Below are 13,925 nucleotides of genomic sequence, written 5' to 3' on the forward strand. Positions count from 1 at the left end.
CAACATGACTCAAGGCACTATCATGGCAAAAACCGCAGCAGCACTGCATATCCTTGTAAAGGAAGAAAAACTGGCTCAGGACCTTCTGGAGCAGCTTAAAAACGGCGGCGACTTCGAGAAACTGGCGAAGAAGCACTCTACCTGCCCGTCCGGCAAAAAAGGCGGCCATTTAGGTGAATTCCGTCAGGGACAGATGGTTCCTGCATTCGATAAAGTGGTCTTTTCCTGCCCACTGCTGGAGCCTTATGGCCCGCTGCATACTCAGTTCGGCTACCACATCATCAAGGTACTGTACCGTAACTAAGTAAAAGGCCGGGATATCCGGCCTTTTCTTTATTTTGTCGACTGCAGCGTCTGCTGGGCTTCATGTTTTAGCAAATGCGTGCCGACCGCCATCTGGAACACTTTGAAAATAATGCCGTTGACGAAAGTGGTCAGCGTGAGGGTAATAAACGCCGTCATAATCCAGTCGATCACCGGCATCCCGCTGTGCAGCAAATAGGGGCGGTAAATCAGCATACCGGCAAACACCACCCAGTGGCTAAGGCAGTAGAAACACTGAAAGAGATGGCCCAGCATCGCATGCTTTTTTGCCGTCCAGCTGCGTAATCCTGCAAACAGTTCAGTTTGGGTTATCGTCATCGAAATACTGGCGGCGGCCAGGGCGATCATCAGACAAACTGGCAGATCCGTGGTTAAGGTTGAAATCATTCCTCGTGCCCCTTTTCATTGAAATAGCGAATAAATTCGCTCCCGATATCTTGTAATGTCAGGCTTTTAAACCGCGCCAGTACCAGCTCTTCAGCGGCGGTAAACGTCTCGGACATCACGCGATTGACTCCCTGCTCCACCAGGCATTGCGGGTTTTCATTACGATTGCCTAGCGCAAACAGGCCCGGCGATCCCAGCGCCAGATAAATATCCAGCAGCGTCACTTCACTGGCCGGGCGGCAGAGCCTCCAGCCGCCGTGATGACCTTTGGTTGAACAGACGATGTTGTTCTCGCGCAGACCAGCGAGCACTTTACGAATAAACGCCGGATTGCCGTCGATAAAGGCGGCCATTTGTTCCGATGTGAGCGGTTTGTCCATCTGCTCCAGATGAAGCAGGATGTGCAGAGTTGCTGAGAAGGAGTTATTTATTTTCATGTAACTTACGATATTACATAAAAAGAGAGACGGCAAGATAACAGGCACAAAAAAAGGCGCCGAAGCGCCTTTTTCATTTCAAAAACACATTAACCAGCAACGGCGATGCGTTTCATGTCGGTCATGTAACCACGCAGTTTTTGACCCACTTTTTCGATTTCGTGGCTACGAATGGCTTCATTGACGTCACGAAGCTGAGCGTTGTCTACCGCAGCGGCTGGGATCTCTTTACCCAGATCGCCCGGCTGCAGCGTGGTCATGAACTCTTTCAGCAGCGGAACAGCTGCGTAGGAGAACAGATAGTTACCGTACTCAGCGGTATCAGAAATAACCACGTTCATTTCGTACAGGCGCTTACGAGCAATGGTGTTAGCAATCAGCGGCAACTCGTGCAGGGACTCATAGTATGCCGACTCTTCGATGATGCCAGCGTCAACCATGGTTTCGAAGGCCAGCTCAACGCCCGCTTTCACCATGGCGATCATCACCACGCCTTTGTCGAAGTATTCCTGCTCGGAAATCTTGCCTTCAAACTGCGGTGCAGTTTCGAAAGCAGTCTGGCCGGTCTCTTCACGCCAGGTATGCAGTTTCTTATCGTCGTTAGCCCAGTCAGCCATCATGCCGGAGGAGAACTCACCGGAGATGATGTCATCCATGTGTTTCTGGAACAGCGGAGCCATGATGGTTTTCAGCTGCTCGGACAGCGCGTTAGCGCGGATTTTTGCCGGGTTGGACAGACGGTCCATCATCAGCGTGATCCCACCCTGTTTCAGCGCTTCGGTGATGGTTTCCCAGCCGAACTGAATCAGTTTTTCTGCATATGCAGCATCAGTACCCTCTGCCACCAGCTTGTCGAAGCACAGCAGAGAACCAGCCTGCAGCATACCGCACAGAATAGTCTGCTCGCCCATCAGGTCAGATTTCACTTCCGCAACGAAGGAAGACTCCAGCACGCCCGCACGGTGGCCACCGGTGGCCGCAGCCCAGGCTTTGGCAATCGCCATACCTTCGCCTTTCGGATCGTTTTCAGGGTGAACTGCGATAAGCGTTGGCACACCAAAACCACGTTTGTATTCTTCGCGCACTTCGGTGCCCGGGCACTTAGGTGCTACCATCACCACGGTGATATCTTTACGAATGGTTTCGCCGACTTCAACCACGTTGAAACCGTGGGAGTAGCCCAGCGCTGCGCCGTCTTTCATCATCGGCTGTACGGCCTGAACAACGGAAGAGTGCTGTTTGTCTGGCGTCAGGTTAACAACCAGATCCGCCTGCGGGATCAGCTCTTCGTAAGTACCCACTTTGAAGCCGTTTTCAGTCGCTTTACGCCAGGAAGCACGCTTCTCGGCGATAGCTTCCGCACGCAGGGCATAGGAAACATCCAGCCCGGAGTCGCGCATGTTCAGACCCTGGTTAAGGCCCTGAGCACCGCAGCCGACGATGACGACTTTTTTACCTTTGAGGTAGCTTGCTTCATCGGCGAATTCATCGCGCCCCATGAAGCGACATTTACCCAACTGCGCTAACTGCTGACGCAGGTTCAAAGTGTTGAAATAATTAGCCATCGTAGAACTCCGTATGTGTCGTGTTGTGCTTATTGTAAGGGCTCTGCAGCCGTGTCGTGCTGCCTAGAATGAACCCACTATATGACAGGAAATGCGTTGCTTAAATTGATATATTAACAACGTCGCGTTGCGATTATTGCAATGCAAAAACGAGGCTTGATGACCATGGATTTACGCGATCTGAAAACCTTTCTGCACCTGGCCGAAAGCCGCCATTTTGGGCGTAGCGCACGCGCCATGCACGTCAGCCCCTCCACGCTTTCGCGTCAAATCCAGCGTCTGGAGGACGACCTCGGGCAACCTCTTTTTTTACGCGATAACCGCACCGTGACGCTGACTGAAGCCGGGGAGCAATTAAGGCAGTTTGCCCAGCACACGCTGCTGCAATATCAGCAGATGCGCCACACACTTGGCCAGCAAGGCCCTTCCCTGAGTGGAGAGCTGCATCTGTTTTGCTCGGTGACCGCCGCATACAGCCATTTGCCGCCCATTCTGGACCGCTTCCGGGCTGAACACCCTTCCGTTGAAATTAAGCTGACCACAGGCGACGCCGCGGATGCGGTAGAAAAAGTTGATTCCAATGAAGCCGACCTGGCGATCGCCGGAAAACCAGAATCCCTTCCGCCTGGCGTGGCTTTCTCAATGCTGGAAAATTTATCCGTGGCCTTGATCGCCCCCGCTTTGCCTTGCCCTGTCAGGGCGCAGGTAAGCCAGCCGGAGCCAGACTGGGCCAAAATTCCGTTTATCATGCCCGAGCAGGGGCCTGTTCGCCGCCGTATCGAACTGTGGTTCCGCCGCCAGAAAATCAGTAACCCGGTGATCTATGCCACCGTCGCTGGCCACGAAGCCATGGTGTCAATGGTGGCGCTGGGATGTGGGGTCGCGCTGATCCCGGAAATCGTGCTGGAAAACAGCCCGGAACCGGTGCGCAACCGCGTGCTGGTTTTGGAACGTAACGATGAGAAAGCCCCGTTTGAACTGGGCGTTTGCGTACAAAAAAAGCGGCTCAATGAGCCGCTTATCAGCGCGTTCTGGAAGCTTCTACCCGGCAGCCATTAACCGGCCAGGAAGAAGCGGAACGCCGGGTTTTGGGTTTCGTCGTGACATTCGTAACCCAGTTCGTTGAGCCGGGTTTCGAAGTCCGGCTCATTTTCACCCAACTCAAACGCCGCCAGAACTCGCCCGTAGTCAGTGCCGTGGCTGCGGTAGTGGAACAGAGAAATGTTCCAGTGCGTTCCCAGCGTGCTCAAGAACTTCAGCAGCGCCCCTGGTGATTCAGGGAACTCAAAGCTGTACAACCGTTCGCGCAGCGGTTTCGACGGCCGGCCGCCCACCATGTAGCGAACGTGCAGCTTCGCCATTTCGTCGTCAGAGAGATCGACCACGCCGTAGCCGCCTTCACTGAGCTGAGCGATGATCTCTTTACGCTCTTCCAGCCCGCGAGTCAGACGCACCCCAACAAAAATACAGGCATCGTCAGAACTGGCGTAGCGGTAGTTAAACTCGGTAACCGAGCGACCGCCCAGCAGTTGGCAGAACTTCAGGAAGCTGCCTTTTTGCTCGGGAATAGTGACCGCCAGCAACGCTTCCCTCTGCTCGCCCAGTTCACAGCGCTCAGAGACATAACGTAGCCCGTGGAAATTCACGTTTGCGCCAGACAACACATGCGCCAGGCGTTCGCCACGAATGTTGTGCTGCTGGACGTACTTTTTCATCCCCGCCAGCGCCAGCGCCCCGGAAGGCTCGGCGACAGCACGCACGTCCTCGAACAAATCCTTCATCGCCGCGCAGATAGCGTCGCTGTCCACGGTGATGATGTCATCCAGGTATTCCTGGCATACGCGGAAGGTTTCGTCGCCGATGCGCTTAACCGCAACGCCTTCGGCAAACAGCCCCACGCGCGGCAGCTCAACCGGGTGCCCGGCATCCAGTGCTGCTTTGAGACAGGCAGAATCTTCGGCTTCAACCGCAATCACTTTGATTTGCGGCATCAGTTGCTTGATCAGAACCGCTACGCCTGCCGCCAGGCCACCGCCACCAACCGGCACGAATACGCGATCGATATGCGCATCCTGCTGCAGCAGTTCCAGCGCAACCGTACCCTGCCCGGCGATGACAGCCGGATGGTCAAACGGAGGCACGTAGGTGAAACCTTGCTGCTGAGAAAGTTCGATGGCTTTGGCTTTTGCCTCATCGAAATTCGCGCCATGCAGCAACACTTCACCGCCAAAGGCCCGCACAGCGTCAACTTTGATATCCGCAGTGGCCACAGGCATAACGATCAGCGACTTAATGCCAAGCCGGGTGGACGAAAGTGCAACCCCCTGCGCGTGGTTTCCCGCAGAAGCGGTGATCACGCCACAGGCTTTTTGCTCGCTGTTCAGGCCTGCAATCATCGAATACGCCCCGCGCAGCTTGAAGCTGTGCACTGGCTGACGGTCTTCACGCTTAACCAGAATGACATTATCAAGGCGCGAAGAAAGCTTTTCCATTTTCTGTAGCGGCGTTACCTGCACGACTTCGTAAACCGGCGCGCGCAATACCGCGCGCAGATACTCTGCTCCGCCGGGGGCATCGGGTAGCGGTTGTGACTCAGCCATAATTAGCCTCCAAGCTTGCTTTTATCACGCACTGCGCCTTTATCCGCACTGGTGGCGAGGCTGGCGTACGCGCGCAGAGCGAAGGAAACCTGACGTTCACGATTACGTGGCGTCCAGGCTGCATCACCGCGTGCTTCCTGTGCTTCACGACGTGCCGCCATTTCCTGATCGGTAAGCTGCAGCTGAATACCGCGGTTAGGGATATCAATGGCAATCATGTCGCCGTCTTCAATCAGGGCAATATTGCCGCCGCTCGCGGCTTCCGGAGAAACGTGGCCAATAGACAGACCCGAGGTCCCGCCGGAGAAACGGCCATCGGTGACCAGCGCGCAGGCTTTGCCCAGTCCCATAGATTTCAGGAAGGTGGTTGGGTAGAGCATTTCCTGCATGCCTGGCCCGCCTTTTGGCCCTTCGTAGCGAATAACAACCACGTCACCCGCAACCACTTTGCCGCCGAGGATGGCTTCTACCGCATCGTCCTGGCTCTCATAAACTTTGGCCGGGCCACGGAATACCAGGCTACCTTCATCCACGCCTGCGGTTTTAACAATACAGCCGTTTTCCGCGAAGTTGCCGTACAGAACGGCCAGGCCGCCGTCTTTGCTGTAGGCATTTTCCAGTGAGCGAATACAGCCGTTAGCGCGATCGTCATCCAGCGTGTCCCAACGGCAACTCTGCGAGAAAGCCTGAGTAGTACGAATACCCGCCGGACCCGCGCGGAACATGGTTTTCACCGCTTCGTCTTTGGTCAGCATTACATCGTATTGTTCCAGCGTCTGCGGCAGGGAAAGGCCAAGCACGTTTTTCACTTCGCGGTTCAGCAACCCGGCGCGATCCAGCTCGCCGAGAATACCGAGCACGCCACCCGCACGGTGCACGTCTTCCATGTGGTATTTCTGGGTGCTTGGCGCGACTTTACACAGCTGAGGAACCTTGCGGGACAGCTGGTCAATGTCAGTCATGGTGAAATCGATTTCAGCTTCTTGCGCGGCGGCCAGCAGGTGCAGAACGGTGTTAGTGGAGCCGCCCATGGCGATATCCAGCGTCATGGCGTTTTCGAATGCTTCTTTGCTGGCGATGTTGCGCGGCAGCGCGGTGGCATCATCCTGCTCGTAGTAACGCTTGGTCAGTTCAACAATGCGTTTACCTGCGTTCAGGAACAGTTCTTTGCGGTCGGCGTGCGTCGCCAGTAGTGAACCGTTGCCCGGCTGAGACAGACCCAACGCTTCGGTCAGGCAGTTCATGGAGTTGGCAGTGAACATCCCTGAACAAGAGCCGCACGTTGGACACGCGGAGCGTTCAACCTGCTCGCTTTGCTCGTCAGAAACTTTCGGGTCTGCACCCTGAATCATCGCATCAACCAGGTCCAGCTTGATGATCTGGTCGGAAAGTTTGGTTTTCCCGGCTTCCATCGGGCCGCCGGAAACGAAGATCACCGGAATGTTCAGGCGCAGCGAGGCCATTAACATCCCCGGGGTGATTTTGTCGCAGTTGGAGATACAGACCATGGCATCTGCGCAGTGGGCGTTCACCATGTACTCAACCGAGTCGGCAATCAGCTCGCGGGATGGCAAGGAATAAAGCATGCCGCCATGCCCCATCGCGATACCATCATCCACCGCAATGGTGTTGAATTCTTTCGCTACGCCGCCGGAAGCTTCGATTTGCTCGGCAACCAGTTTACCCAGATCGCGCAGGTGAACGTGGCCCGGAACGAATTGGGTAAAGGAGTTGACCACCGCAATAATCGGCTTGCCGAAATCGGCGTCGGTCATTCCCGTTGCGCGCCACAGCGCGCGGGCACCTGCCATATTGCGGCCGTGGGTGGTAGTGGCGGAACGATACTTAGGCATGCTTTATTTACTCCAGTCTGTCGGGTAGCAGGCGGTCTTTTTCCGCCCGCCTGATTATATTTTTATTTAAGACTTATGGGTTTACCTGATCCAACCAGCCCCATTTGTCTTCAGTTTCACCGGTGAACAGGCCAAAGAATGCCTGTTGAATACGTTTGGTGACCGGGCCACAGCGACCCTCGCCCACCTGAATGCGGTCTACGCTGCGTACCGGGGTGATTTCTGCGGCGGTACCGGACATAAAGACTTCGTCGGCCAGGTACAGAGATTCACGCGAAAGCACCTGCTCACGGACTTCAATGCCCAGGTCTTTTGCCAGCTTGATAATTGCATCACGGGTAATGCCCGGCAGTGCTGAAGAGGTGAATGGAGGGGTGTAAATCACGCCATCTTTCACTTCGAACAGGTTTTCGCCCGCGCCCTCGGACAGGAAGCCGTTCACATCGAGCGCAATCCCTTCCTGATAGCCGTGGCGGCGTGCTTCGCTGCCGACCAGCAGAGAAGAAAGGTAGTTACCGCCCGCTTTTGCCGCGGTAGGAATGGTGTTTGGTGCCGCGCGGTTCCAGGAAGAGACCATTGCATCAATCCCCTGATCCAGCGCTTCAGCGCCCAGATAAGCGCCCCACGGGAAGGCCGCAATGATCACGTCGGTGGTGTACCCTTCCGGCGGGTTAACGCCCATGCCTACGTCGCCAACAAAGACCAGAGGGCGGATGTAAGCGCTGGTGAGGTTGTTTTTACGGATAACCGCACGGCAGGCTTCCATCAGCTCATCAACACTTTGCGATACCGGGAAGCGATAGATTTTTGCTGAGTCACGCAAGCGCTGCATGTGTTCACGATGACGGAACACCACTGGCCCTTTGTGCGAGTCATAGCAACGGATACCTTCAAAGACCGAAGTACCGTAGTGCAACGCGTGGGACATTACGTGAACTTTCGCTTCTCCCCACGGAGTCATCTCGCCATTGAACCAGATGTAATCAGCTTTCTTGGTCGTCATTGTTCTCTTCCTTTTGCGCTCAGGCGCGGATTTGTTGTGATGTTGGTTGCTGGATTTCAACGCAGGCAACGTCAACCAGCTTGCTTAATTGAGTAAACAGTAATTCGACTGGCCGCAGGCTAGCAACGGTCAATTCAATATTAATATTGTCGGTATTCCCCGCCGCGGCCATATTCATGGCGCAGATTTGGAAGCCACGATGACGCACGACGCGTAAAACACGTTCTAACGTTTCCGGGCGGAAGCGAGCCTGCACTGCGAGCTGATGTTGCATCATGATAATTTCTCCAGCATTTGCGAGTTACTGGCACCGGGCGGTACCAGCGGCCAGACGTTTTCGTACTCATCGATCGAGACGTGAAGCATGTACGGGCCGTCGCTGTTCAACAGGGCGTCTAACGCGGCTTCTACCTGGTCTTTACGGGTGATGTGCTGGCCTGGAATGCCAAAGGCGCTGGCCAGCGTGAGGAAATCGGGGTTGTCGGTCAGGGTCGTTTCACTGTAGCGCTCTTCAAAAAACAGCTGCTGCCACTGCCTCACCATGCCCAGACGTTGGTTATCGAGCAGCAGGATTTTGACCGGCAACTGCTTGCGCTTGATGGTGCCCAGCTCCTGAACGTTCATCATGAAAGAGCCATCGCCGGAGACGCAGATCACCGTATCTTCCGGCCTTGCAACCTGAGCGCCAACGGCGGCAGGTAAACCAAAGCCCATCGTGCCAAGTCCGCTGGAGGTGATGAAGTTCTCCGGGCGGGTGAAGGTCATGTGCTGTGCGGTCCACATCTGATGTTGGCCTACGTCGGTGGTCACAACAGCTTCAGCTGATTTGCGTTCAGAGAGTTGCTTCAGCAGCAGGGGGGCATAGATAGCCTCGCCCGGATGATCGTAGCGCCACTGGTGTTCTTCGTTCAGGGCCGCGATATGCTGCTGCCATGAAGCAATGTGCAACGGCTGTTGTAAGGCAGGTAAAAGCTGGTTCAGCGGCCCCTGCAACGCAACATGCGCCTGGCGCAGCTTGCCCAGCTCCGCAGGATCGATATCCATGTGGATAACTTTGGCGTGTGGTGCAAAGGTATTCAGCTTCCCGGTGACACGATCGTCGAAACGGGCGCCAACGGCCAACAGCAGATCGCATTCCTGAACGGCGAGGTTTGCCGCTTTGGTACCGTGCATCCCCAGCATACCGGTATAAAACGCATCATCGGCCGGGACTGCACCTAGTCCTTTCAGAGTGACAGTGGAAGGCATACCCGTGACGGAAATAAACTCACGGAGCGCTGGAACCGCCTGCGCCATTCCAACGCCGCCACCGACGTAAAGCATCGGCTTTTTAGCCTGAGCGAGCATTTCACGGGCCTGCTGCAATTCAGTAAACGGCAGGTCTGCATCATCTTCAACGGCAGATAACCACGCCTCAGGCTCACCGATAGCCAACTGAATATCTTTTGGAATATCGACCAGAACGGGGCCCGGGCGGCCAGCATTAGCAATTTCAAATGCCTCGGCAAGGACACGCGGCAGTTCATCAAGGGATTCGACGAGGAAACTGTGTTTGGTGCAGGCAAGTGACAGACCGAGGACGTCAACTTCCTGGAAGGCGTCAGTCCCGATCAAAGGCGCAGCCACCTGGCCGGTGATGGCAACCACGGGAACAGAATCTAAAAGTGCGTCAGCAAGGCCGGTTAACAAATTTGTCGCACCGGGGCCAGAGGTGGCAATACACACACCGGTTTTGCCGGTTGAACGGGCATAACCAATGGCCGCCATGGCCGCACCTTGTTCATGGCGACACAGTAGATGTTCCACACCACCGTCGTACAAAGCATCGTACACCGGCATAATCGCGCCACCAGGATAACCGAAAACTGTTTCAACCCCCTGCGCTCGCAACGCATGTACTACCCACTGTGCACCATTCATAGTTAGTTCCCCGTCTCATTACCGGAGAAACAGCATTTTATTCTGCAACACATACTCTGTTCCTCGCTTCACATTCTTCAGTCAACAAAAAACCCCCGGACCTTTCGGTGCGGGGGTTCTTTTCGATTCAGGCTTGATTTTTAAGCCTTTCTTTCTCCAAGTGCAGCCCCGCACGGTGGGATAATAATCACCACCACGCTAATCACGACCAGGCTAATCACTCGTAGAAGGGCTGTCATTTTCTGTATGTTCTAACGTCTAGTTCGAAGTAATGCCTACAGAGTTATCACAGAGTTGATGTGAAGCACAATATTTTTTTATGACGAAAAGATCGGCGTTGAAAATAATTAGCATAAAAACTATTTAATTTCAGTGGATAACGAGAAAGTGAAAATAATTCATAAAACGGGTCTGCTGAGGCTATTTTCTGCGTAATACCAGTAAAAAGTTATTGTTATGCGATCGGCTTCGCAGCCAGATCTGTAAAAAAGAAAGCGGATAAAAAAGTCAGGAAGATGCTTCCTGGTGAATTAAAAGAACAATATTTAATCTTTTATTGGCACGGCAGAATGAAGTTTTTCGCGGAGGAAAAATGTCACTGTCGGTTGTCTACACCAGAGCAGCACTCGGCGTTCACGCCCCACAGGTTACGGTTGAGGTACATATCAGTGCTGGTTTACCCGGGCTTACGCTTGTCGGCCTGCCTGAAACTACCGTGAGAGAAGCCCGGGATCGGGTCAGAAGTGCATTGATCAACAGTGGCTACACATTTCCGGCGCGTAAAATCACCATTAACCTTGCCCCGGCAGATCTTCCTAAAGAAGGTGGCAGATATGATTTACCGATTGCTCTGGCGCTGCTGGTTGCCTCTGAGCAGCTAAATACGCCCAAGCTGGCCCAGCTTGAGTTTATCGGCGAGCTCGCGCTAACGGGGGAACTACGTGGGGTTTCCGGGGCCATATCATCCGCTATGGAGGCTTTGAATGCGGGACGAGAAGTTGTGGTTGCCGCAGAAAATGAAGAAGAAGTTGGCCTGATCGCTAAACCGGGCTGCTTTGTAGCCACGCATCTGACCGAAGTATGCGCCTGGTTGGAAGGAAAGCACGATCTCCGCACCCCGGTTAGCCCTGCACTGTGGCAAGCGGATAACAAAGAAGACATGAACGAGATTATTGGGCAAAGCCAGGGAAAACGAGCCCTGGAAATTGCGGCGGCTGGCGGGCATAACCTGTTACTGATAGGCCCACCAGGAACGGGCAAAACCATGCTGGCTAGCCGGCTTAATACTCTCCTTCCTCCTTTGAACGATGCTGAAGCACTACAGAGCGCAGCTATTCTGAGCCTGGTACAATCCTCGCATCTTCATCGCCATTGGCGCCAGCGTCCGTTCAGAGCTCCGCATCATAGCGCTTCTCTAACGTCCATCGTGGGTGGCGGAGCTATCCCGCAGCCAGGGGAAATTTCGTTGGCGCACAACGGCGTATTATTTCTGGATGAATGACCCGAGTTTGAACGCCGCGTCCTGGACTCGCTCAGGGAACCTATTGAATCCGGCGAGATTCATATCTCTCGCACCCGAGCAAAAATTACCTACCCCGCGGATTTTCAGCTCATCGCGGCGATGAATCCCAGCCCCACAGGGCACTATGAGGGCAAGCATAACCGTGCCACACCCCAGCAGACTTTACGCTATATGAATCGGCTTTCAGGTCCTTTTCTCGACCGTTTCGATCTCTCAGTGGATATCCCGCTTCTTCCGGCAGGAATGCTGAGCAAAACAAATCATGATGAAGAAAAGAGCGAGGTAATAAGAACGAGGGTAATGGAGACACGTAACAGACAACTCTGCCGGCAGAGTAAGCTAAATGCCCGACTTAGCAATCATGAGATCCGCGAACACTGTGTTCTTGTGAGAGGTGATGCAGTTTGGCTGGAGGAAACATTACTCAAACTGGGCCTGTCGGTCAGGGCATGGCAACGTCTCCTGAAAGTCTCCCGTACCATTGCGGATATCGAGCATTGCGAGAGCATTACTCGGGTACATCTCCAGGAAGCACTCAGCTATCGAACAATTGATCGACTGCTCCTTCATTTGCACAGACTTGCGGATTAAAAAATGGGGCTTTCGCCCCATTTTTTAATCATCACTATCGCTGTAGTCTTCAACCGTATCCATCTGTGGTTTGCCGCCAGACAGAGTATGAAAACGTTTTGGGCGTTTGATACGCGCCATGTACTTGCTCCAGACGCGTTCCGCTTCAGTAGCAGGCTCGCGCACACCACGGCATACGGCAACAAACTGCACTTCTTCTTCAGTGCCTGGTTCGCGCTTGCCGAGATCCAGCTCATTGAACGCAAAACCGTGACGTTCTAACAGCTGTGCCTCTTTGATGGTGAAATCACCATGACGAGCAAACCCACGTGGATAATGTTTATTGTCGAAAAACCGATTAGTCGTCGTAAAGCTTTCCGCCATCCTACACGCTCCTGATTTTCTTGGCCGAGCTATTTATGGCGCGGAGTATTAGTTACGCTTGACAGAGTGTAAAACAAAACATTTAAATCATAACGACAAATTATTTTTTGGAGTAAGGCGTGGACACAGAATTACTTAAAACCTTCCTGGAAGTTAGCAGAACACGGCACTTTGGACGCGCTGCAGAAGCACTTTATTTGACGCAGTCTGCGGTAAGCTTTCGCATCCGACAGCTCGAAAATCAGCTGGGCGTAAACCTTTTTACCCGCCATCGCAATAACATACGGCTGACAACTGCCGGAGAGCGCCTGTTGCCCTACGCAGAAAATCTGATGAATACGTGGTTAGCAGCAAAAAAAGAGGTATCACATACTTCTCAGCATAATCAGCTCACACTTGGTGCCAGCGCATCACTTTGGGAATGCATGCTTTCTGAATGGCTAGTTGCGCTTTATCAACAGCATAATGGCCTGCAGTTCGAAGCACGAATTGCACAACGGCAGTCGCTCGTTAAACAGCTTCATGAACGCCAGCTGGATTTATTGCTCACCACTGAAGCGCCCAAAATGGATGAATTTGCCAGCCAGTTGCTAGGTTACTTCAGCATGGCGCTTTATGGTCCTGCTGCAGAAAGCCGTAAAGCTTCACTCAACTATTTACGTATCGAGTGGGGGGCAGATTTTCACCAGCATGAGGCCGAGCTCATTGGGAGTGATGATATCCCGGTATTAGCTACCAGTTCAGCAAAAATAGCCTGCAAGCTGATCTCTGAACTTAACGGTTGCACCTTCCTGCCGATTGAGTGGGCAAAAGAGCAGCCTGGGATCTGGCCTGTCTCTGAAAGCACAACGCTGTCCAGACCATTGTATGCTGTCTGGTTACAAAACACGGACAAACAGAGTGTTATCAAAGAATTATTGAAGACACCATTAAAGGCGCAGTAATGCGCTTTTAATAGCTAAGAATATAAAGGAGAGGAATTTTGGGCAAAAAAAATCCTTTGCCTAAGCAAAGGATTATATATGGCAGGGGCGGAGAGACTCGAACTCGCGACACCCGGTTTTGGAGACCGGTGCTCTACCAACTGAGCTACGCCCCTAAATTTTCCTACTATTAAGCCTGCTTAAATAGCAGGCTTAATTTTAATAAGTGGCGGAACGGACGGGACTCGAACCCGCGACCCCCTGCGTGACAGGCAGGTATTCTAACCGACTGAACTACCGCTCCACCGAATTTTTCTACAACCACCGGTTTGTTGCCCCGGTTTACTGCTTAATTTGATGCCTGGCAGTTCCCTACTCTCGCATGGGGAGACCCCACACTACCATCGGCGCTACGGCGTTTCACTTCTGAGTTCGGC

Annotated in this window: 13 protein-coding genes, 2 tRNA genes, 1 rRNA gene and 1 pseudogene; 4 read left to right on the forward strand and 13 right to left on the reverse strand. The window is 53.6% G+C overall.

All coding sequences use genetic code 11. The features are described from left to right. The first annotated feature begins 22 nt into the window (after positions 1–22). Positions 23–304 carry a peptidylprolyl isomerase PpiC gene (ppiC, locus tag B9Y90_RS19210; RefSeq protein ID WP_039289207.1) on the forward strand — a complete coding sequence of 94 codons (282 nt, stop codon included), beginning with the start codon at positions 23–25 and terminating at the stop codon, positions 302–304. Positions 305–333: 29 nt separating this feature from the next. Here ppiC and B9Y90_RS19215 read toward each other — a convergent pair whose 3' ends face one another. The 3 genes from B9Y90_RS19215 to ilvC form a co-directional block, all read right to left on the reverse strand. Continuing rightward, positions 334–711 carry a hypothetical protein gene (locus B9Y90_RS19215; RefSeq protein WP_039289206.1) on the reverse strand — a complete coding sequence of 126 codons (378 nt, stop codon included), beginning with the start codon at positions 709–711 and terminating at the stop codon, positions 334–336. Further along, on the reverse strand, positions 708–1,148 hold the full coding sequence (locus B9Y90_RS19220; RefSeq protein ID WP_085542207.1) for an Rrf2 family transcriptional regulator: 441 nt from the start codon (positions 1,146–1,148) through the stop codon (positions 708–710). The genes B9Y90_RS19215 and B9Y90_RS19220 overlap by 4 nt, the downstream gene beginning before the upstream one ends. Positions 1,149–1,237: 89 nt before the next feature. Then, positions 1,238–2,713 carry a ketol-acid reductoisomerase gene (gene ilvC / locus B9Y90_RS19225; RefSeq protein ID WP_008455576.1) on the reverse strand — a complete coding sequence of 492 codons (1,476 nt, stop codon included), beginning with the start codon at positions 2,711–2,713 and terminating at the stop codon, positions 1,238–1,240. A 165-nt stretch (positions 2,714–2,878) separates the two neighbouring features. Between ilvC and ilvY the strand changes: the two genes are divergently transcribed. Further along, positions 2,879–3,772 (forward strand): HTH-type transcriptional activator IlvY, encoded by an 894-nt coding sequence (gene ilvY, locus B9Y90_RS19230; RefSeq protein WP_039289204.1) that lies wholly within the window; start codon positions 2,879–2,881, stop codon positions 3,770–3,772. Here the strand turns inward: ilvY and ilvA are convergent. From ilvA to ilvL, 6 genes are all read right to left on the reverse strand, one after another. Continuing rightward, positions 3,769–5,313: a threonine ammonia-lyase, biosynthetic gene (gene ilvA / locus B9Y90_RS19235; RefSeq protein WP_039289203.1), complete on the reverse strand. Its 1,545-nt coding sequence runs from the start codon at positions 5,311–5,313 to the stop codon at positions 3,769–3,771. The genes ilvY and ilvA overlap by 4 nt on opposite strands. 2 nt (positions 5,314–5,315) lie before the next feature. Continuing rightward, positions 5,316–7,166, reverse strand: a complete 1,851-nt coding sequence (gene ilvD / locus B9Y90_RS19240; RefSeq protein WP_085542208.1) for a dihydroxy-acid dehydratase — start codon at positions 7,164–7,166, stop codon at positions 5,316–5,318. A 73-nt stretch (positions 7,167–7,239) separates the two neighbouring features. Next, positions 7,240–8,169 carry a branched-chain amino acid transaminase gene (locus B9Y90_RS19245; protein WP_039289201.1) on the reverse strand — a complete coding sequence of 310 codons (930 nt, stop codon included), beginning with the start codon at positions 8,167–8,169 and terminating at the stop codon, positions 7,240–7,242. Positions 8,170–8,188: 19 nt separating this feature from the next. Beyond that, positions 8,189–8,446, reverse strand: a complete 258-nt coding sequence (ilvM, locus tag B9Y90_RS19250; protein WP_016538957.1) for an acetolactate synthase 2 small subunit — start codon at positions 8,444–8,446, stop codon at positions 8,189–8,191. Further along, complete coding sequence (gene ilvG, locus B9Y90_RS19255) at positions 8,443–10,089, reverse strand: acetolactate synthase 2 catalytic subunit (RefSeq protein ID WP_085542209.1); 1,647 nt, start codon at positions 10,087–10,089, stop codon at positions 8,443–8,445. The genes ilvM and ilvG overlap by 4 nt, the downstream gene beginning before the upstream one ends. A 140-nt stretch (positions 10,090–10,229) precedes the next feature. Further along, positions 10,230–10,328, reverse strand: coding sequence for an ilv operon leader peptide (gene ilvL / locus B9Y90_RS19260; protein ID WP_071530467.1), 99 nt, complete (start codon positions 10,326–10,328; stop codon positions 10,230–10,232). A gap of 353 nt (positions 10,329–10,681) precedes the next feature. On the opposite strand from ilvL, the pseudogene B9Y90_RS19265 reads away from it, so the two are divergent. Continuing rightward, positions 10,682–12,202 (forward strand): annotated as a pseudogene (locus B9Y90_RS19265) (YifB family Mg chelatase-like AAA ATPase). A 24-nt stretch (positions 12,203–12,226) separates the two neighbouring features. Here B9Y90_RS19265 and B9Y90_RS19270 read toward each other — a convergent pair. Further along, the gene (locus tag B9Y90_RS19270; RefSeq protein WP_039289198.1) at positions 12,227–12,565 is read right to left on the reverse strand and encodes a MaoP family protein; all 339 of its coding nucleotides are present in this window, start codon (positions 12,563–12,565) and stop codon (positions 12,227–12,229) included. Positions 12,566–12,684: 119 nt separating this feature from the next. Between B9Y90_RS19270 and hdfR the strand changes: the two genes are divergently transcribed. Then, complete coding sequence (hdfR, locus tag B9Y90_RS19275; protein ID WP_085542210.1) at positions 12,685–13,509, forward strand: HTH-type transcriptional regulator HdfR; 825 nt, start codon at positions 12,685–12,687, stop codon at positions 13,507–13,509. Positions 13,510–13,588: 79 nt separating this feature from the next. Here hdfR and B9Y90_RS19280 read toward each other — a convergent pair. From B9Y90_RS19280 to rrf, 3 genes are all read right to left on the reverse strand, one after another. Further along, a tRNA-Trp gene (locus B9Y90_RS19280) sits at positions 13,589–13,664 on the reverse strand. A 51-nt stretch (positions 13,665–13,715) separates the two neighbouring features. Next, positions 13,716–13,792 (reverse strand) — tRNA-Asp (locus B9Y90_RS19285). A 55-nt stretch (positions 13,793–13,847) separates the two neighbouring features. After that, positions 13,848–13,925: ribosomal RNA gene (gene rrf, locus B9Y90_RS27675) — 5S ribosomal RNA — on the reverse strand; the annotation flags it as partial.

Source organism: Cedecea sp. NFIX57, from assembly GCF_900177785.1.
Classification (GTDB): Bacteria; Pseudomonadota; Gammaproteobacteria; order Enterobacterales; family Enterobacteriaceae; genus Cedecea; species Cedecea neteri_C.